This is a genomic window from Vibrio sp. B1REV9 (assembly GCF_905175395.2).
GTDB classification, from domain to species: Bacteria; Pseudomonadota; Gammaproteobacteria; order Enterobacterales; family Vibrionaceae; genus Vibrio; species Vibrio alfacsensis.
In genome coordinates this window covers 621,453-641,913 of record NZ_CAJIMW020000221.1, presented here as the reverse complement: position 1 = coordinate 641,913, position 20,461 = coordinate 621,453, and the positions used below count along the sequence as shown (strand labels likewise).

Annotated in this window: 18 protein-coding genes; 12 read left to right on the top strand and 6 right to left on the bottom strand. The window is 44.4% G+C overall.

All coding sequences use genetic code 11. The features are described from left to right. Positions 1-322: 322 nt before the first annotated feature. On the top strand, positions 323-1,897 hold the full coding sequence (gene nagE, locus KHN78_RS03295) for an N-acetylglucosamine-specific PTS transporter subunit IIBC (protein WP_211919800.1): 1,575 nt from the start codon (positions 323-325) through the stop codon (positions 1,895-1,897). A 233-nt stretch (positions 1,898-2,130) separates the two neighbouring features. Further along, on the top strand, positions 2,131-3,801 hold the full coding sequence (glnS, locus tag KHN78_RS03290; RefSeq protein ID WP_128811364.1) for a glutamine--tRNA ligase: 1,671 nt from the start codon (positions 2,131-2,133) through the stop codon (positions 3,799-3,801). A gap of 127 nt (positions 3,802-3,928) precedes the next feature. On the opposite strand, the gene fcrX is transcribed toward glnS, so the two are convergent. Continuing rightward, on the bottom strand, positions 3,929-4,378 hold the full coding sequence (fcrX, locus tag KHN78_RS03285) for a ferric iron uptake transcriptional regulator FcrX (protein WP_128811363.1): 450 nt from the start codon (positions 4,376-4,378) through the stop codon (positions 3,929-3,931). A gap of 199 nt (positions 4,379-4,577) precedes the next feature. Here fcrX and KHN78_RS03280 point away from each other — a divergent pair, with 199 nt between their 5' ends. Then, entirely contained in the window at positions 4,578-5,081 is a 504-nt protein-coding gene (locus tag KHN78_RS03280) for a DUF4442 domain-containing protein (protein WP_211919799.1), read from the top strand. Positions 5,082-5,207: 126 nt separating this feature from the next. On the opposite strand, the gene fldA is transcribed toward KHN78_RS03280, so the two are convergent. The 3 genes from fldA to KHN78_RS03265 all read right to left on the bottom strand — a co-directional run bounded on the left by fldA (position 5,208) and on the right by KHN78_RS03265 (position 6,893). Then, entirely contained in the window at positions 5,208-5,741 is a 534-nt protein-coding gene (gene fldA, locus KHN78_RS03275; protein WP_211919798.1) for a flavodoxin FldA, read from the bottom strand. Between the two features lie 50 nt (positions 5,742-5,791). Further along, positions 5,792-6,013, bottom strand: coding sequence for a DUF2788 domain-containing protein (locus KHN78_RS03270; RefSeq protein WP_128812327.1), 222 nt, complete (start codon positions 6,011-6,013; stop codon positions 5,792-5,794). A gap of 112 nt (positions 6,014-6,125) precedes the next feature. Further along, positions 6,126-6,893 carry an alpha/beta fold hydrolase gene (locus KHN78_RS03265; RefSeq protein ID WP_211919797.1) on the bottom strand — a complete coding sequence of 256 codons (768 nt, stop codon included), beginning with the start codon at positions 6,891-6,893 and terminating at the stop codon, positions 6,126-6,128. 92 nt (positions 6,894-6,985) lie between these two features. Between KHN78_RS03265 and seqA the strand changes: the two genes are divergently transcribed. Both seqA and pgm read left to right on the top strand, forming a co-directional pair. Then, positions 6,986-7,528: a replication initiation negative regulator SeqA gene (gene seqA / locus KHN78_RS03260; RefSeq protein WP_128811361.1), complete on the top strand. Its 543-nt coding sequence runs from the start codon at positions 6,986-6,988 to the stop codon at positions 7,526-7,528. Between the two features lie 94 nt (positions 7,529-7,622). Beyond that, on the top strand, positions 7,623-9,269 hold the full coding sequence (gene pgm, locus KHN78_RS03255) for a phosphoglucomutase (alpha-D-glucose-1,6-bisphosphate-dependent) (RefSeq protein ID WP_211919796.1): 1,647 nt from the start codon (positions 7,623-7,625) through the stop codon (positions 9,267-9,269). Positions 9,270-9,341: 72 nt separating this feature from the next. On the opposite strand, the gene KHN78_RS03250 is transcribed toward pgm, so the two are convergent. Further along, a complete protein-coding gene (locus KHN78_RS03250) occupies positions 9,342-10,121 on the bottom strand; it encodes a DUF1853 family protein (protein ID WP_211919795.1) in 780 nt (259 codons plus the stop codon). Between the two features lie 221 nt (positions 10,122-10,342). Between KHN78_RS03250 and KHN78_RS03245 the strand changes: the two genes are divergently transcribed. Beyond that, on the top strand, positions 10,343-11,101 hold the full coding sequence (locus KHN78_RS03245; RefSeq protein WP_211919794.1) for a Nif3-like dinuclear metal center hexameric protein: 759 nt from the start codon (positions 10,343-10,345) through the stop codon (positions 11,099-11,101). Positions 11,102-11,228: 127 nt separating this feature from the next. Here KHN78_RS03245 and KHN78_RS03240 read toward each other — a convergent pair whose 3' ends face one another. After that, on the bottom strand, positions 11,229-12,518 hold the full coding sequence (locus KHN78_RS03240) for a citrate synthase (RefSeq protein ID WP_211919793.1): 1,290 nt from the start codon (positions 12,516-12,518) through the stop codon (positions 11,229-11,231). A 395-nt stretch (positions 12,519-12,913) separates the two neighbouring features. Here KHN78_RS03240 and sdhC point away from each other — a divergent pair, with 395 nt between their 5' ends. The 6 genes from sdhC (at position 12,914) to odhB (ending at position 20,292) form a co-directional block, all read left to right on the top strand. After that, the gene (sdhC, locus tag KHN78_RS03235) at positions 12,914-13,306 is read left to right on the top strand and encodes a succinate dehydrogenase cytochrome b556 subunit (RefSeq protein ID WP_128811356.1); all 393 of its coding nucleotides are present in this window, start codon (positions 12,914-12,916) and stop codon (positions 13,304-13,306) included. Continuing rightward, complete coding sequence (gene sdhD / locus KHN78_RS03230) at positions 13,300-13,644, top strand: succinate dehydrogenase, hydrophobic membrane anchor protein (protein WP_128811355.1); 345 nt, start codon at positions 13,300-13,302, stop codon at positions 13,642-13,644. Before sdhC ends, sdhD begins: the two co-directional genes overlap by 7 nt. Next, positions 13,645-15,411, top strand: a complete 1,767-nt coding sequence (sdhA, locus tag KHN78_RS03225; protein WP_211919792.1) for a succinate dehydrogenase flavoprotein subunit — start codon at positions 13,645-13,647, stop codon at positions 15,409-15,411. Positions 15,412-15,426: 15 nt separating this feature from the next. Then, positions 15,427-16,137, top strand: coding sequence for a succinate dehydrogenase iron-sulfur subunit (locus KHN78_RS03220; protein ID WP_128812326.1), 711 nt, complete (start codon positions 15,427-15,429; stop codon positions 16,135-16,137). Between the two features lie 92 nt (positions 16,138-16,229). Then, positions 16,230-19,055 carry a 2-oxoglutarate dehydrogenase E1 component gene (gene sucA / locus KHN78_RS03215; protein WP_211919791.1) on the top strand — a complete coding sequence of 942 codons (2,826 nt, stop codon included), beginning with the start codon at positions 16,230-16,232 and terminating at the stop codon, positions 19,053-19,055. 28 nt (positions 19,056-19,083) lie between these two features. Continuing rightward, the gene (odhB, locus tag KHN78_RS03210; protein ID WP_128811352.1) at positions 19,084-20,292 is read left to right on the top strand and encodes a 2-oxoglutarate dehydrogenase complex dihydrolipoyllysine-residue succinyltransferase; all 1,209 of its coding nucleotides are present in this window, start codon (positions 19,084-19,086) and stop codon (positions 20,290-20,292) included. Positions 20,293-20,461 lie beyond the last annotated feature (169 nt).

Sequence of the window (20,461 nt, the reverse complement as noted above, 5' to 3'; positions counted from 1 at the left end):
GGGCTTTAGTTCGATTTTATGATTATTTCTCAGAGCGAAGTTACAGTGATCGAGCTTTAATATACATAAAGTAACACTGATTCTTTCTTGCATAAAGTGCGAGAATATTATCTTTAAAACGCCATTTTTTCGTATAATAAAATAAGTTTTATGATCTCGCTAGCAAAAACCTTTGGTGAGGGCAAAATCTGGTGATTATGATCACAAACAATGAGGTTTTAATTTGCGGAGCAAAATTAATATCATAAACTGATAGCGACTAAATTGAACGACTGAAATAAGTCATTCGACAAAACATAAAATCCTATAGGGGGAACTTAAGGTGAATATTCTTGGATACGCGCAGAAGTTAGGTAAAGCTCTTATGCTTCCTATCGCAACGCTTCCAGTTGCAGCGCTTTTACTACGTTTGGGTCAACCTGACCTGTTAGATATCGCGTTTATGGCATCTGCTGGTAACGCAATCTTTAGCCAACTACCACTATTATTCGGTTTAGGTATCGCGATCGGTCTTTCTAAAGATGGTCAAGGTGCAGCTGGTCTTGCTGGTGCAGTTGCTTACTTCGTACTAACGGCAACTGCAGCTACAATCGATGCAAGCGTTAATATGTCATTCTTTGGCGGTATCATTGCAGGTATCATCGCTGGTCACTCTTACAACGCTTTCCATGCTACTCGTCTTCCTGAGTGGTTGGCATTCTTCTCGGGTAAACGTCTAGTACCTATTATGGCTGGTCTGTTTGCTCTAGTAATGGGTGCAATCATGGGTGTTGTATGGCCTTCAATTCAAGGCGCACTTGACGCTCTAGCTCACGCAGTTTCTACTTCTGGCGCTATTGGTCAATTCGTTTACGGTACGCTTAACCGCGCACTTATCCCTGTAGGCCTACACCATGTATTGAACTCTTACTTCTGGTTCGGTATGGGGTCATGTCAAGAGATCGTGATTTCAGCAGCATCTGCAGCTGGTCAAGCTCTACCATCACTAAAACAGTTGTGTGTTGACCCAGCTCTAGCGAAAACTCTAGTAGCAGGCCAAGAGTACACGTTCAACTTTGTTAACACAGTAACGCCTGAAATCACTGCAACTGTTAACACTGTAACAGATACTATCAAGTCTGGTGACCTACACCGTTTCTTCGGTGGCGATAAGTCTGCTGGTGTATTCATGAACGGTTTCTTCCCTGTAATGATGTTTGGTCTACCTGGTGCAGCTCTAGCAATGTACCTAGCAGCGCCTGCTGAAAAACGCAGCCAAGTTGGTGGTGCACTATTCTCAGTAGCATTCTGTTCATTCCTAACAGGTATTACAGAGCCTCTAGAGTTTATGTTCGTGTTCCTAGCGCCTGCACTATACGCAATGCACGCGGTATTTACTGGTCTATCTTTAGTCGTTGCGAACATGTTTGGTACACTGCACGGCTTCGGCTTCTCTGCAGGTCTAATTGACTTCCTACTAAACTGGGGTCTAGCAACTAAACCTCTAGTTTTACTAGTAATCGGTCTAGGTTTCGGTGCTCTATACTTCTTCACATTCAGCTTCGCAATCCGTGCTTTCAACCTGAAATCGCCAGGTCGTGAAGACGACGACGAAGCGCCAGCGGCACCAGCTGCAGGTGATGCGAAAAAAGGTGACCTAGCACGTCAATATCTAAAAGCGCTAGGTGGTCACGATAACCTAACTTCAATCGACGCGTGTATCACTCGTCTACGTCTAACGCTGAAAGACCGCTCTGTTGCTGACGAAGCTGTACTTAAGAAATTAGGCGCGAAAGGTGTGGTTAAACTAGGTGAAAACAACCTACAAGTAATCCTTGGTCCTCTTGCTGAAATCGTTGCTGGTGAAATGAAAGCAATCGGTGCAGGTGAAGACCTATCAGATGTAAAACTTCCTTAATTACATCTTAATGACTCTCTGTAAAGACCTCCCTTGGGAGGTCTTTTTTTGTTTATATGAATGAAATCGGCGTTGCAGCTTAGTTAAGTAGAGAAATATTGTCGTTTTAACGACGGTTCTTGTTGTCTAATCGACAAGAATTGTGGATCATTAGGAACAATGCACTCTGCAAAACCAACCTTGGTTGCAGAGTACCGTTTTCTCTGACAATACTAATATTTGAGGTGCTATAGATGAGTGAAACTGATGCTCGTCCATCAAACTTTATTCGCCAGATCATTGATAAAGATCTAGCGGATGGTAAACACACTAGCGTGCATACTCGATTTCCGCCGGAGCCAAATGGCTACCTGCATATCGGTCATGCTAAGTCTATCTGTTTGAACTTCGGTATTGCTCAGGACTACCAGGGTCAATGTAACTTGCGTTTCGACGATACAAACCCTGAAAAAGAAGACATCGAATACGTTGAGTCTATCAAGAAAGATGTAAACTGGTTGGGCTTCGAATGGGATGGTGAAGTATGTTACTCATCAAACTACTTTGATAAGCTTTACGAATATGCAATTGAATTGATTAATAAAGGCTTAGCGTATGTTGATGAGCTAAGTCCAGAGCAGATTCGTGAATACCGTGGTACGCTAACGGCGCCGGGTAAACCAAGCCCTTACCGCGATCGCCCAATCGAAGAAAACCTAGCGCTATTTGAAAAAATGCGTGCAGGTGAATTCGAAGAAGGTAAAGCGTGTCTTCGTGCGAAGATCGATATGGGTTCGTCATTCATGGTAATGCGTGATCCTGTTATCTACCGTGTACGTTTCGCGACTCACCACCAAACGGGTGACAAGTGGTGCATTTACCCAATGTACGACTTCACACACTGTATCTCTGACGCATTAGAGGGCATTACGCACTCTATTTGTACGCTAGAGTTCATGGACAACCGTCGTTTGTACGATTGGGTACTTGAGAACATTACGATTGATTGTCGTCCACACCAATACGAATTCAGCCGTTTGAATCTTGAATACACGGTGATGTCTAAACGTAAACTAAACCAACTTGTGACTGAGAAATTAGTTGATGGTTGGGATGACCCTCGTATGCCAACCGTTTCTGGTCTACGTCGTCGTGGTTTCACACCTGCATCTATCCGTGAATTCTGTAAGCGTATCGGTGTAACGAAACAAGAGAACATGATTGAGTTCGGTTCACTAGAATCTTGTATTCGTGACGATCTAAACGAAAATGCACCACGTGCAATGGCGGTTTTAGATCCAGTGAAAATCGTTATCGAAAACTTCGAAGAAGGTGCGGTAGAAACACTGACCGTCGCTAACCATCCAAACAAGCCTGAAATGGGCGAGCGTGAAGTACCATTTACTCGCGAAGTTTGGATTGAGCGTGAAGACTTCCGCGAAGAAGCGAACAAGAAGTACAAGCGTTTAGTTCTAGGTAAAGAAGTTCGTCTGCGTGGCGCATACGTTATCCAAGCGGAACGTATCGAGAAAGATGCAGAGGGTAACATTACAACGATTTACTGTACTTATGATGCGGATACGCTAGGTAAAAACCCTGCAGATGGCCGTAAAGTAAAAGGTGTTATTCACTGGGTATCTGCGGATAAAGGCTTACCAGCTGAAATTCGTTTATACGATCGTTTGTTTACTGTTGCTAACCCAGCGGCTGCAAATGACTTTGCTGCGACAATTAACCCAGAATCACTTGTGGTTCTCAACGGTTTTGTTGAGCCAAGTTTGGTGGCGGCAGAAGCTGAGCAAGGCTTCCAGTTTGAACGTATGGGCTATTTCTGTGCAGATTCAAAAGATTCTTCAGCAGAGAAGTTAGTGTTCAACCGTACGGTTGGTCTACGTGATACATGGGCGAAAATTGAGAATCAATAATCTCAGTTAACTGCTGAAAAAATAATTGCTACAAAAACGCCAGCTTAATCGCTGGCGTTTTTTTGATATAAAAAAACGCTGACCATTGCCAGCGTTTAAAATATTTATTTTAGAAACGTTCTCGATTCTATTTGTTTGGCTTGTGTGCGTCAGGGTTCTGTTTACACGAACCGTCACCACATTTACCGTAAAGGTAAAGGCTGTGGTTTGTTAGCTTCACGTTGTATTTAGCCGCAATTTCGCGTTGACGTTGTTCAATCACGTCATCAGAAAATTCAATAACTTCACCGCAATCAAGACACACAAGGTGGTCATGGTGATGTTGAGTTGACAATTCAAATACGGATTTACCACCTTCGAAGTGGTGACGAGTGACAATACCAGCATCATCAAACTGGTTGAGTACACGATAAACTGTTGCAAGACCTATCTCTTCACCTAGATCAATCAACTTTTTGTACAAATCTTCAGCACTGATGTGCTGGCAGTCTGGCTGCTGAAGTACTTCTAGAATTTTTAGCCTTGGAAGGGTTACTTTTAAGCCCGCATCCTTCAGCGCCTGATTATTATCTGACATATACTTTCCCGTTGGATCATCTGCAGCGATTTAACAGAATTTATTATGCTTACCATTATAGGCGAAGCACCGTGAACATTAAACCACGAACTTCAAAGGGTTAATAGATTCTTTTTGTAAATTGGAAACGGGTCGATTATATTACAGATCAGACCAGTTACAAATTGATAACATTGAATCGAAAATACTATGGATAGGTATGAATAAGCGACTTGAAAAAATATATAAGCCAGGGATAGTTAAGTTTTCGCTTAATATTTGGCCGCCATTTTGGGGGGCAGGTATTAAAATCTTACATATTTCTGATGATTTTAGAGTGGTTAAAGTTCGTCTGAAGCTTCGATGGTGGAATAAAAATGCGAATCGGACTCAGTATGGGGGGAGCATTTTTTCACTGACTGACCCAATTTATTCATTAATGCTGATGGGTATTTTACGTGAGGAATATTACGTATGGGATAAAGAAGCTAGCATCAATTTTATTAAGCCTGGGCAGAGTGATTTGTTTGCTGATTTTGAAGTCACAGACAGTATGCTTGATGAAATCTACCAATTGACGCGAAATGGTGAGAAGTGTTTCCCTGAGTTCATTACACATGTAAAAGATAAAAACGGAAATGTGGTTTCTGAAGTGCAGCGCAAGTTGTATGTGAGGAAAAAGCCTCAGTATCGTGAAGAAGAGGTCGCCACAGAGGCGCAGTAGTTGTTAACCGTAATTGTGAGTAATTGCGAAAACTATCAAGTTGAGGCTAAATAACGACCATACTTACGATATTTTGCATAAAAAAAGACCTCCGAAATAGAGGTCTTTTGATGTCAGAATGTATTCTTAACCTTCGAGTTCAGCTAGGCACATTTCTTCGTAGATTTGTTTTACCCAGTTCTCAACGCGTTGTTCTGTTAGCTCTGGTTGACGATCTTCGTCAATACATAGACCAACAAATTGGCTGTCGTCGCCTTCAACTAGCGCTTTCGATGCTTCGAACTCGTAACTGTCTGTTGAAGTGTGGCCTAGGATAGTGCCGCCTTTCGCTTCAACGATGTCGCGTACAGTACCCATAGCATCACAGAAGTACTCTGCGTAATCTTCTTGATCACCACAACCAAAGATTGCAACCAGCTTGGTTGAGAAGTCGATTTGCTCAAGTTCTGGGAAGAAATCATCCCAATCACATTGCGCTTCACCGTAGTACCAAGTAGGGATACCTAAAAGAAGAAGATCAAAGCTATCAATGTCTTCTTTGCTGCTTTTTGCGATGTCTTGAACGTGAACTAGTTGTTTACCTAGTTGCTTTTGAATCATCTTTGCAACGGCTTCAGTATTACCTGTGTCGCTACCGAAGAAGATACCTACACTTGCCATAGAGTCTATACCTTTACATTGTTTTGTTACTGGCGATGGCGGAGCGGTAATTAGCCTAGCCCCGAACCTTCCCAACTGAGTTGAATAATGCCTTTAGCAATGAAACCAGCACAGCCAAGGAAAAGAACTAACCACACAATACGACGACCGAAAACCGGTACATTACCTTCTTTCAGAACATCTTTTATTGCCATCCCAATGAAAAAGAAGATAGCAGCAAAAAGAAGATCAAGCCCAATAGACTCGAGCATATCCATATAGTCGTATAGCATAGTCATCCTTTATGCCAAAAATTCTTGGCCGCACTATACCACTGTTAATCCGTAAAGTTAATGGACTACGAGAGGGGTTATTTCAATATTCTGGCGTTGTTTTTCTAATTTGTTAACTTGAAATGTGTTTCCTGATCACGCGTAGAACTTCAGCTGGTTTTTCTGCATGTAACCAGTGCCCAGTATTGGCGATAATGTGCGCTTTTGCATTATTAAATTGTCGCTTCACTGCTGGTTGATGCTCGGGCATGAGATAATCTGAATCGCCACCTTTAATGAACAGAGTGGGGATACCAGTTGGAGTAATCTCTTCCCATCCGATAATGTTGGTGTAATTTCTAAGTAAGCTACCTACATTAAAACGCCAATCCATTTTGCCGTCATTATTAAATAGTGATTTAGATAAAAACTGCCTAACGCCGTCGATCTCGATATGTTGAGCGAGAATCGTCATCGCCTGTTGTCGGTTAGTCGGTTGCTCTGCGATTACCGCTTGAAGTCCACTAAACACATTCTCATGGCGATTCGTATCGTATGCCACTGGAGCGATATCCAAGACCATAAGCTGTTTGACCAGTTGTGGAGCAATATCAGCGACTTTCATGGCGACTTTGCCTCCCATAGAGTGTCCTATCACGAGTGCAGATTGGACGTTTAAATGGGTAAGTAAATCAACGACATCTTGCGCCATGGAAGGATAATCATGAACATCGGTATGAAATGACAAACCATGATTTCGCAGATCAATACTGATCACGGAATGATCTTGTGAAAGATCGCGTGCCAGTAAGCCAAGATTACTGAAACTTCCAAACAATCCATGAATCAAAACAACCGTTTGGCCTTGGCCTTCTTGTTTATAGTTGAGCAATGCTGACATTTTATCTTATTCGTGATGGGTTTAACGTGGAGTATCCGTGAGGATCTCGTTATAATCCCCCAGAGTTTAAACATTGAGAATGTGAAAAGCGAATGAAAACAATTGAGGTTGATGAGGATCTATACCGTTTTATTGCAAGTCAAACTATGCATATCGGTGAAAGCGCCTCGGATATTTTGCGACGCCTTTTAAACCTTGATGGCCAGTTGCAGGAAGCAGAACTTGCTCCTGTTATCGAGCAGCCTCAAGGTATTGTAGTAAGTAAAGATGCGGGTAAAACAGATTCTGTAGACTTAGTGAAAGAGATGCGTTCTCTGCTGATTTCTGATGAATTTGCCGGATTAAAGAAAGCGATTGATCGCTTCATGTTGGTGCTATCAACCTTACATCAATTGAACCCAGAGGGTTTCTCTCAGGCGACCAAAGTAAAAGGACGCAAGCGTGTTTACTTTGCTGACAATGAAGAAACGCTATTGGCGAATGGCAATACTACCAAACCAAAAGCAATCCCAGGGACACCGTTTTGGGTAATCACGAATAACAATACCAGTCGTAAACGACAAATGGTTGAACAAGTGATGGCTAACATGGAATTCCAACCGGACTTAATAGAAAAAGTGACAGGTTCAATTTAAGAAACCTGATAGAAGCCTCATAATGTGTAGCGTTTAGCGGATATTATGAGGCTTTTTTGATTTTGTAAGTATATTTTTAGAAAGGATGTCAAACATGGCTATGCACCCTCGTGCTGGGCAAAAAGCGCAGCAGGAAGATCTTCACAATATCCCAGCACTCGTTGCTAACTACTTCTTACTTCAACCAGATGCGGCGAATGCAGAACACAAAGTTCAATTTGGCACTTCTGGCCACCGCGGCACCGCAGATAAGCACACCTTTAACGAAAACCACATTTTAGCGATTGCTCAAGCGGTAGCAGAAGTTCGTGCTGAGCAAGGTACAACGGGTCCACTGTTTGTGGGTAAAGACACGCATGCGTTGTCGGAGCCTGCGTTTTCTAGTGTGATTGAAGTGCTGATTGCAAATGGCGTGAAAGTGATTGTGCAGGAAGACAATGGCTACACACCAACGCCGGGTATTTCCCATGCGATATTAACTTACAACATCTCGCACGATGACAAAGCAGATGGTATCGTAATTACACCATCTCACAACCCACCACAAGATGGCGGTATCAAATACAACCCGACGCATGGTGGCCCAGCAGAGGCTGAACTAACTCAAGCGATCGAAGATCGTGCGAACGCCCTGATTGCTGAAGATTTGCAAGGTGTTAAACGTCTACCACTAGCAGAAGCGAAAGCATCGGATCTGTTTGTAGAGATGGACTTGGTGAAACCATACATCGATGATCTAGTGAACGTTATCGATATGGAAGCCATTCAGAAAGCAAATATTAAGATTGGTGTTGATCCACTAGGTGGCAGCGGCATCGATTACTGGCGTCAAATTGGCAAGGCATACAACCTAGACCTCACACTAGTGAGTGAAGCGATTGATCCATCTTTCCAATTCATGTCTCTAGACAAAGATGGCGTAGTGCGTATGGACTGTTCTTCGCCTTACGCAATGGCAGGTTTATTGGCGCTTAAAGACGAATACGACTTGGCATTTGGTAACGACCCTGACTATGACCGTCACGGTATCGTAACGCCAAAAGGTTTGATGAACCCGAACCATTTTCTAGCAGTGTGTATCGATTACCTATACCGTCATCGTGATGCGTGGGGTAAAGACGTTGCTGTTGGTAAAACGCTAGTATCAAGTGCACTGATTGACCGTGTTGTGGCTGATCTAGGTCGCGAGCTTTGCGAAGTACCTGTTGGTTTTAAATGGTTTGTTGATGGCTTATACACTGGTAAGTTTGGCTTTGGCGGTGAGGAAAGTGCGGGTGCGTCTTTCCTTCGTAAAGATGGCACGCCTTGGTCAACAGACAAAGATGGTATCTTGCTATGTCTTCTAGCAGCAGAGATCACTGCAGTAACAGGTAAGAACCCACAAGACTACTATGAAGAGTTGGCTGCTAAGCATGGCGAGTCTAAGTACAACCGTATTCAAGCTGTAGCGAATGGCCCACAAAAAGACGTCTTGAAGAAGTTGTCACCAGAAATGGTTGCAGCGGAAACACTAGCGGGTGATGCAATCACTGCACGTCTAACGCACGCTCCAGGTAATGGTGCTGCAATTGGTGGTCTTAAAGTAACGACAGCTAATGGTTGGTTCGCTGCTCGCCCATCAGGCACAGAAGACATTTATAAAATTTACTGCGAAAGCTTTAAAGGTGAAGAGCACCTAAAACAAATCGAAGCAGAAGCTCAAGAAATTGTTAATCAAGTATTTGCAGCCGCAGGCCTGTAATCGAGACAGTATTTTCTTTAAGGGCTGACCATGTGTCAGCCCTTTTTTTTTTCGGCTCTAAGTACTAAACATTTATTTTTTTGTGTTCTCTGTATTGGCATGATTAGGCCAAGAATCTTCAACGATGAACCAAAATTGACCGTTTTGCGTTTGAGCGTGAACAAATCGATTTGATGGTTTGTCGATTGGCGTTAAGTACTCATTGGTACCAATTGCCCATTGTGGCTTGGAAAGGGCGTAGAGTGGTTCGCCGATTTGCTCCCATTGGCTTTGATAGCACCAATAGCCAATGACCTGATTAGGATCTAAGTCGTAGCCTAAGCATGCTTTAGGAACGTTTTCTCGACTAAAAGGATTGATGTAAAGCCGTCCTTGGATCAGTAAGCGTTCAACAGGGTTTTTATCCAATAACAATTGTTGATGAAATTCTTCCCTTTGGCTCATTTTGAGCTGATGAGTCAACATGCGATCTAACTTTTTGTGCAATTGATCGTGAGCGTTCGGCCCATACCAAATCCCCTGATGCAACAAATAGAATTTAATCGCAACTTCCCAGTGTTCGTATTCTTCGTCTTCAAGATTTTTAAGTATCAAATCAACCGCCCCAATCGTTCGACCCTTTGAGTCATTCAGTTGAATTTCATCGGCAATGAACTCATACCGTGATGAATCAGTCAGGAGTTTGGTGCAAAGGTGTTGGTATAAAAAACCGAGCCGAGGGTTGCCATGATAGTTTTCATCTCCTGATAGGGGGGAGGTAGGGATATTATCAACGGTAATAAAAGGGGGAGTGATTTTGAAGAGTGGAGGCGTGTTAGCAATCCATTGATAAAAGCGTTGTAGTGAGTTCATCCATTGTCCTTGTAATTACGAGGAAAGCACTTATTTACCAGAGCACTTATTTACCTATGCGACGTTAAGAGGCTTGGCTAAGTGACGAGCGCTGAATCTTGTCTCTTTGAGTTACTTGAATGTATTGTATCGAAATTTTTTCAGGTTGGGGATGCCACAACTAGCATCCTGATTGTGGTTCGATATACACTTCCATTAAGCTAAAAATATTGGAAGTCACAATGAATAATTTACAGCTAGAAAAGATCCTCAACGAGAAATTATCCTCTCAACTCATTAAAGATTATGCACCTAACGGTATGCAAGTTGAGGGTAAATTAGAAATCAAACGTATCGTAACTGGCGTAACCGCTTCCCAAGCATTGATTGATAGAGCCATCGAGGTAGAGGCTGATGCATTGCTTGTTCACCATGGATACTTCTGGAAAGGTGAACCAGAGCCCATTCGAGGAATGAAAGGAAAGCGTATTCGCAGCTTGATTAAAAATGATATTAATCTTTACGGTTACCATTTACCGTTAGATATTCATCCAGAATTAGGCAATAACGCTGAGCTTGCACGTTTGTTGAATATTAACGTGGAAGGTGGGCTAGAAGGTCACCCACAGTCTGTGGCAATGTTTGGTCGTTTGAAACAAGCGATGACTGGTGCTGAGTTCGCAAAAAAAATCCAACGAGCATTAAACCGTGAGCCTCTGCATATAGAGCCTGAAAATGCCGACAAATTGATTGAGACGGTAGGTTGGTGTACAGGGGGCGGACAAGATTACATTGAGCTTGCTGCACAGCATGGTCTAGACGCTTTCATCTCCGGTGAAATTTCAGAGCGGACAACTTACACTGCTCGAGAGTTGGATATTCACTATTTTTCGGCAGGGCATCATGCAACTGAGCGTTATGGTATCAAAGCGTTAGGTGAGTGGCTCGCAAAAGAGCATGGGTTGGATGTAGAGTTTATCGATATTGATAATCCCGTTTAAATTCAAATAGAAAGGGTTGCGATTTACATTGCAACCCTTTTTTGTCTTTCTTAGAGCTTAGAGCTTAGAGCTTAGAGCTTAGAGCTTAGAGCTTAGAGCTTAGAGCTTAGAGCTTAGAGCTTAGAGCTTATTCGCGCTCATGCAGAGGAGCAAAATCGCGCTGACTTTCGCCCATGTATAGCTGACGAGGACGACCAATACGGTTTAGTGGGTCGCTGTGCATTTCGTTCCAGTGAGCAATCCAACCGATAGTACGAGAAATCGCGAAGATTACCGTAAACATCGAGACTGGAATACCGATCGCTTTTAGGATAATACCTGAGTAGAAATCTACGTTCGGGTATAGCTTCTTAGACACGAAGTATTCGTCAGAAAGTGCAATACGTTCAAGCTCCATCGCTACATCTAGTAGTGGATCTTTAATGTTTAGCTCTTTTAGCACTTCATGACAGGTTTCACGCATCACAGTAGCACGAGGGTCGTAGTTTTTGTATACGCGGTGACCAAAGCCCATTAAACGGAATGGGTCGTCTTTATCTTTTGCGCGCTCTACAAATTCAGGAATGTTATCGACACTGCCGATCTCTTCAAGCATCTTCAGACACGCTTCATTCGCACCACCGTGAGCTGGGCCCCATAGAGAAGCAATACCTGCGGCAATACAGGCAAATGGGTTTGCACCAGATGAGCCTGATAGTCGAACCGTTGATGTTGAAGCGTTTTGTTCGTGGTCTGCGTGGAGCGTAAAGATTTTATCCATCGCACGAGCCACAACTGGGTTCACTTCATACTCTTCACATGGGTTAGCAAACATCATGTGCAGGTAGTTTTCTGCGTAACTTAGATCATTACGAGGGTAGATAAATGGTTGGCCGATAGAGTACTTGTAACACATCGCCGCCAGTGTTGGCATTTTTGAGATGAGTCGATACGCAGCAATCTCACGGTGCTCATCATTATTGATGTCTAGTGAGTCGTGGTAGAACGCTGCCAGTGCACCAACAACACCACACATCACCGCCATTGGGTGAGCATCACGACGGAAGCCATGGAAGAAGCTTGCGATTTGCTCATGCACCATAGTGTGGCGAGTTACGGTTGTTTTGAATTGCTCATATTGGTCACGGGTTGGGGCTTCACCGTATAGCAGGATATAACAAACTTCTAAGTAATCTGCGTTATTGGCTAATTGATCAATCGGATAACCACGGTGCAAAAGAATACCTTTGCCGCCATCGATATAAGTGATTGATGATTCACAAGATGCAGTGGCAAGAAAACCAGGGTCAAAAGTAAAGTAACCATTGGCTCCCAGTTTACGAACGTCAATTACAGGCGTACCAATAGTACCATCCATAATTGGTAGCTCGATTGGCGCATGACCTTCAACATGAAGGGTCGCTTTCTTATCCGCCATAACAATCTCCTTTGCTTATTATTTAATCCGTCCAGGATGTTTATGTGCCATTTTTGTACTGTTGTTAAAGCTTAAAGTCAATTTTTCTCCATCTTTGTGTGCACTTGTTATGATTTTTCTCATGAAAATCGTTAAAAATCTGTTCTATGTAGCATAATTTGTTACATCAATTGTATTAGAATGTTGCTAGCCGTATATTGGCTCAGAAAATTTTGGTTAAATCCTTATAAGTTCGGGTCTAAAAACAAAAGTGAGGTTTGTTTATAGTACTCGACAGTTAACAACTCATTTACAATTATCTCTCGGATTGTTGGGGTTATTTGTTAATCAATTGTTAACTTTTGCACGTTTGGAAGCTGAAATTGGTTATAACAATAAATGCTCAATGGAGCTGAGTGAGCAAGCCCGTGAAAGAAAGAAAGTCAAGACCTGTTAATTTAGATTTACAGACCATCCGCTTTCCCATCACAGCAATCGCGTCAATCCTACACCGTGTCTCTGGTGTGATTACGTTTGTTGCGGTGGGTATATTACTTTGGTTACTGTCCATATCTCTGTCATCCCCGATAGGTTTTATGGAAGCCGCAGACATTGTTGATGGCTTCTTCGTGAAACTGATTCTATGGGGCATCCTAACTGCACTTGCCTACCATATTGCTGGTGGCGTTCGTCATCTATTGATGGACTTAGGCCATTTCGAAGAGCTCGAATCAGGCGCGATGAGCGCTAAAGTTACGTTCGGTGCAACTGCAGTGCTATCACTATTGGCGGGGATCTTGGTATGGTAAAACACGTATCTTCATTTGGTCGTAATGGTGTGCACGATTTCCTACTTATTCGTGCTTCAGCCATCATTATGACGTTATATACGATTTATCTGGTGAGCTTTTGTGCTTTCTCGGATATCTCTTACGCATCTTGGACCCAATTCTTTGGTGGTACATTCACTAAAGTCTTCACCATGTTGGCCCTTGTTTCCGTTCTTATCCATGCATGGATTGGCCTGTGGCAAGTGTTAACTGATTACATTAAGTGCGCGAAACTTCGTGGCGCACTACAACTTGGTGTAATTGCCGTGCTATTCGGTTATGTCTTCTCTGGTCTATTTATTTTGTGGGGTGCGTAAGTGTCTATTCCAGTTCGTGAATTTGATGCCGTAGTAATCGGCGCTGGTGGTGCGGGCATGCGCGCTGCACTGCAAATTTCAGAGCAAGGCCTATCTTGTGCTTTGCTGTCTAAAGTTTTCCCAACTCGTTCTCATACGGTTTCGGCACAAGGTGGTATTACCGTTGCGCTAGGTAACTCGCATAAGGATGATTGGCAATGGCATATGTACGACACAGTAAAAGGTTCAGATTACATCGGTGATCAGAATGCGATTGAGTACATGTGTAAGAACGGCCCTGAGTCTGTTATTGAGCTAGAGAAGATGGGCTTACCATTTTCTCGTTTTGATGATGGATCTATTTACCAACGCCCATTTGGTGGCCAGTCTAAAGAGTTTGGTGGTGAGCAAGCTGCACGTACGGCAGCGGCAGCGGACCGTACTGGTCACGCGCTTCTTCATACTCTCTACCAGCAAAACGTAAAACACAAGACCACGATTTTCTCTGAATGGTACGCACTAGACTTGGTGAAAAACCAAGATGGCGCAATCATGGGTTGTACGGCTATTTGTATGGAAACGGGCGAGATTTGTTACTTCAAATCGAAAGCAACCATCCTAGCAACAGGTGGTGCGGGTCGTATCTATGCGTCTACAACCAATGCTCATATTAATACCGGTGACGGCGTTGGTATGGCGCTGCGCGCTGGCGTTCCAATGCAAGACATGGAAATGTGGCAGTTCCACCCAACAGGCATTGCTGGCGCAGGTGTTCTAGTAACAGAGGGCTGTCGTGGTGAAGGTGGTTACCTTCTAAACAAAGACGGCGAACGCTTTATGGAACGTTACGCACCAAACGCGAAAGATCTTGCGGGTCGTGATGTTGTTGCGCGCTCAATGATGATTGAAATCCGTGAAGGTCGTGGTTGTGATGGACCTTGGGGACCACATATTAAGCTGAAACTGGATCACCTAGGTAAAGATGTTCTTGAGTCACGCCTACCAGGCATCTGTGAACTTTCACGCACGTTCGCTCACGTTGACCCAGTTAAAGAACCAATTCCGGTTATTCCTACGTGTCACTACATGATGGGCGGTGTACCGACTCAGGTTTCTGGTCAAGCGATCAAACAAATGGCTGACGGCAGCGATGTTGAAGTTCAAGGTTTGTACGCTTGTGGTGAAATCGCATCAGTATCGGTACATGGTGCGAACCGTCTAGGTGGTAACTCACTGCTTGACCTTGTGGTATTTGGCCGCGCAACAGGCCTGCACCTTGGGGAGACATTGGCAGCGCAAGCTGAGGCACGCCCAGCAACAGAATCTGATATTGAAGCATCTCTTGCACGCACCATGCGTTGGGAAAACAGTAAAGGCGGCGAAGACCCTGTTCAAATCCGCAAAGATTTACAATCTTGTATGCAAAATAGCTTCTCGGTATTCCGAGAGGGTGACGCAATGGCGACCGGCTTAGAAGAATTGAAAGTCATTCGAGACCGTCTGCAACATGCACATCTTGCTGATAAGTCCTCAGAGTTCAACACGCAGCGTATCGAGTGTCTTGAATTGGATAACTTGATGGAAACCGCTTTCTCGACAGCGGTCGCAGCAAACTACCGTACAGAAAGCCGTGGTGCACATGCCCGATTCGACTTCCCAGAGCGTGATGATGAGAACTGGCTATGCCACTCAATTTACAACCCGGAAACAGAAGCGATGACCAAGCGTGATGTAAATATGACGCCGACCCACCGTGAGGCGTTCCCACCAAAAGTACGTACATACTAAGAGGAGGAAATGACGATGAAACTTAACTTCTCTTTGTATCGCTACAATCCAGATGTTGATACAAAACCATACATGAAAGACTATGTCCTTGAAGTGGATGAAGGTTCAGACATGATGGTTCTGGATGCACTTATTCTGCTAAAAGAGCAAGATCCAACGATTGCATTTCGTCGCTCTTGTCGTGAGGGTGTATGTGGTTCAGATGGCCTCAACATGAACGGCAAAAATGGCTTGGCGTGTATTACTCCACTTTCTGCTTTATCTGGCGAACAGATTGTCATCAGACCGCTACCAGGGCTACCAGTAGTGCGCGATCTTATCGTTGACATGACACAGTTCTATGATAACTATGCAAAAGTTAAACCTTTCTTGATTGATGACGGCGCGTTGCCACCATCAAGAGAAAACTTACAGTCACCAGATGAACGTGCACATTTAGATGGATTGTACGAATGTATAATGTGTGCATGTTGTACGACTTCTTGTCCATCTTTCTGGTGGAATCCAGACAAATTTATCGGCCCTGCTGGTTTACTCGCGGCCTATCGTTGGTTAATTGATAGCCGAGATACGGCAACTGATGAACGTTTGTCCGATCTTGATGATGCATTTAGCGTTTTTCGTTGCCATGGCATCATGAATTGTGTAAGTGTTTGTCCTAAGGGGCTAAATCCAACGAAAGCCATCGGACATATTAAGTCGATGCTGGTAAATCGTTCGATTTAATTAACAACAAAAATTGCCGACCTACTTAGGTCGGCTCTTAATAGCTCGGCGCAGACCGAAGCAAACGTGAAAACTACTGGTTAAGGGAAAATATGCACAACGGCGTGATGAAGGCATGGCTCGAGTCTTCACACTTGGCTGGCGCCAATGCAACGTATGTAGAGGACCTCTACGAACTGTATCTAAGTGATCCCGATCTGGTAAGTGAGGAGTGGAAACGCGTATTTGATGAGTTGCCTAAGAACTCAGAAGAAGTGGTTGAACAGCCACATTCGCGTGTCCGTGACTACTTCCGACGACTCGCTCAAGAAACAAAGCATTACAGTGTCCAAGTTAGTGATCCAGATGTCGACGCTAAGCAAGTAAAAGTTCTTCAGCTTATCAACGCATACCGCTTCCGCGGTCATGAAGCTGCAGAGCTCGATCCTCTAGGTCTATGGCAACGTCCACCTGTGGCGGAGCTAGACCCTGCATTCCACAATCTCACCGAAGATGACTTCGCAGAAACTTTCAACGTAGGTTCTTTTGCCATTGGCCAAGAGACGATGCAGTTGAAAGATATCTACTCAGCACTGAAGAAGACTTACTGTGGTTCTATCGGTGCCGAATACATGCACATGACTGACACAGAGCAAAAGCGTTGGATTCAACAACGTTTAGAGTCTGTCGTAGGTCAGCCATCTTTCGATAAAGACGAAAAACGTACATTCCTTGAGGAGCTAACGGCTGCTGAAGGTCTTGAGCGTTACTTGGGCGCTAAATTCCCAGGCGCAAAGCGTTTTTCACTAGAGGGTGGTGATGCACTGATTCCGATGACAAAAGAGCTGATTCGTCATGCTGGTAAGAGTGGCATGCGTGAAGTGGTTATCGGTATGGCTCACCGTGGACGTTTGAATATGCTGGTCAACGTTCTTGGTAAGAAGCCACAAGATTTGTTCGATGAGTTTGCAGGTAAACACGATGATACATGGGGTACGGGTGATGTTAAGTACCACCAAGGTTTTTCTGCTGACTTTGCGACACCAGGTGGCGATGTTCACCTTGCGTTAGCCTTTAACCCATCTCACCTTGAGATTGTAAACCCAGTCGTTATCGGTTCTGTGCGAGCTCGCCAAGATCGCTTAGGTGATTTTGAGGGCAGTCGCGTGCTGCCAATCACTATTCATGGTGACTCAGCGATTGCTGGTCAAGGTGTGGTAGCAGAGACATTCAACATGTCTCTTGCGCGTGGTTTCTGCGTTGGCGGTACAGTGCGTATTGTTGTAAACAACCAAGTTGGTTTTACAACCTCTAACCCTCGTGATACGCGCTCGACCATGTACTGTACAGATATTGCGAAGATGGTGCAGGCGCCTATTTTCCACGTTAATGCTGACGATCCAGAAGCGGTCGCTTTCGTAACACGTATCGCATTGGATTACCGCAACGAGTTTAAGCGTGATGTTGTGATTGATTTGGTTTGTTACCGTCGTCATGGTCATAACGAAGCGGATGAGCCGAATGCGACTCAGCCGTTGATGTACCAAAAAATCAAGAAGCATCCAACGCCTCGTAAGCTATACGCAGATGTATTGATCGACAAAAACGAATCAGACATTGAAGTCGCCACACAGCTTGTTAATGAATACCGTGACGCACTGGATAAAGGTGAAGTTGTGGTAAAAGAGTGGCGTCCAATGGCATTGCATTCGGTTGACTGGTCTCCGTATCTAGGTCATGACTGGGATGTTGCCTGGGAAAGCAAGTTCGATGAAACACGTCTAAAAGAACTTGGTCAGCGTCTCATTCAATACCCGGATAGCCATAAGCTACAAAGCCGTGTAAACAAGCTTTACAACGATCGTGCCGCCATGATTAGCGGTGAAAAAGCGATCGATTGGGGTATGGCAGAAACGTTAGCTTATGCGACGATCGTCGATGATGGTAAGCGTATTCGTATCTCTGGTCAGGATTCAGGCCGTGGTACTTTCTTCCACCGTCACTCGGTGCTGCATAACCAAAATGACGCAAGTACCTACATTCCGCTTGCCAATATTCATGACAAACAAGGTCCATTCCAAGTCTTTGACTCTGTATTGTCAGAAGAAGCGGTACTGGCATTTGAATACGGGTACGCAACGGCAGAGCCAAGTGGTCTAACAATTTGGGAAGCACAGTTCGGAGACTTCGCAAACGGCGCACAGGTTGTGATCGACCAATTCATCTCGTCCGGTGAGCAAAAATGGGCTCGTCTGTGTGGTTTGACGATGCTTCTTCCACATGGCTATGAGGGTCAAGGTCCTGAGCACTCTTCAGCGCGTCTTGAGCGTTACTTGCAATTGTGTGCGGAACAAAACATGCAAGTTGTAGTGCCATCTACGCCAGCACAGGTTTACCACATGATCCGTCGTCAGGTGGTGCGTCCGATGCGTCGCCCACTGATTGTTATGTCACCTAAGTCGTTACTGCGTCATCCACTTTGTACATCAACATTGGAAGAATTGTCTGATGGCACATTCCAACCTGCAATTCCGGAAATTGATAATCTGGAAGCAAGCAAAGTGAAACGTGTTGTGTTCTGTTCTGGCAAAGTGTATTTCGACCTGCTAGAGCAACGTCGCAATAACGAACAAGACGATGTAGCTATTGTACGTATTGAACAACTGTACCCATTCCCTATGGAAGAAGTACAAGCGGCGATTGCACAATATACGAACGTTGAAGATTTCGTATGGTGTCAGGAAGAGCCTCAAAACCAAGGCGCTTGGTACTGTAGCCAACATAACTTCCGTGCTGCTATTCCAGCAGGCGCAGATCTTAAATACGCAGGTCGCCCAGCTTCTGCTTCGCCAGCAGTAGGCTACATGTCGGTGCACTTGAAACAACAAAAAGCGTTGGTTGAAGACGCTCTGAATGTGAACTCAACAACTTCGAATTAAGAACTAGAAGTTAAAGGAAGAAACAGTTATGACAATTGAAATTCTGGTTCCAGACTTACCTGAATCAGTTGCAGATGCAACCGTAGCGACATGGCACAAAAAACCAGGCGACGCAGTAGAGCGTGATGAAGTTCTGGTTGATATCGAAACGGATAAAGTAGTGCTTGAAGTTCCTGCTCCGGAAGCCGGTGTTCTAGAAGCAATTATTGAAGAAGAGGGTGCGACAGTCCTTTCTAAACAGCTAATTGCAAGACTTAAGCCGGGTGCAGTTGCAGGCGAACCAACAGCAGACACGACAGAAGATACGCAAGCGTCTCCTGATAAACGTCACAAAGCAACATTGACTGAAGAAACTAATGACGCGTTAAGCCCTGCAGTTCGTCGCCTTCTTGCTGAACACGGCTTAGAGGCAAGCCAGGTGAAAGGTTCTGGGGTTGGTGGTCGAATCACTCGTGAGGACATTGACGCGCATCTTGCTAACGCAAAAGCCGCACCGAAAGCAGAAACACCTGCGGCGGTTGAAGCGCCAGCAGCGGCTCGCAGTCAAAAACGTGTTCCAATGACGCGTCTACGTAAGACAGTAGCAAACCGTCTTCTAGAAGCGAAAAACAACACGGCAATGCTGACCACGTTTAACGAAGTGAACATGAAGCCAATCATGGACCTTCGTAAGCAATACAAAGATCAATTCGAAGAGCGTCATGGTATCCGTCTAGGCTTCATGTCTTTCTACGTGAAAGCTGTAACAGAAGCGCTGAAGCGTTACCCAGAAGTAAACGCGTCAATTGACGGTGATGATATTGTTTACCACAACTACTTCGACATCAGCATGGCGGTATCAACGCCACGCGGCTTAGTGACGCCAGTTCTAAAAGACTGCGATACCCTAGGTTTTGCTGATGTTGAAAAAGGCATTAAAGAGTTAGCAATCAAAGGCCGTGACGGCAAGCTAACGGTGGATGAGCTAATGGGCGGTAACTTCACTATCACTAACGGTGGTGTATTTGGCTCATTGATGTCGACACCGATCATCAACCCACCACAATCTGCAATTTTGGGTATGCACAAAATTCAAGATCGTCCGATGGCGGTGGATGGCAAAGTAGAAATTTTGCCAATGATGTATCTCGCTCTATCTTACGACCACCGTTTGATTGATGGTCGTGAATCAGTGGGCTTCTTAGTAACGATTAAAGAGTTACTAGAAGATCCAGCCCGTCTGCTATTAGACGTTTAATATCGCTAAAACGTCGAGTTGTCTGTGATGACTCGACGTCTACGGTAGCTAAGGCTAGACTGGCTCAGCGTCTGGCCTTCACTTGAACTGCTCCGATATACAATAAGCAGTTGATTTGAGAAGACCCTACAGATGTACCGCAATCATAGCGGTGTTATGGAAATTATAA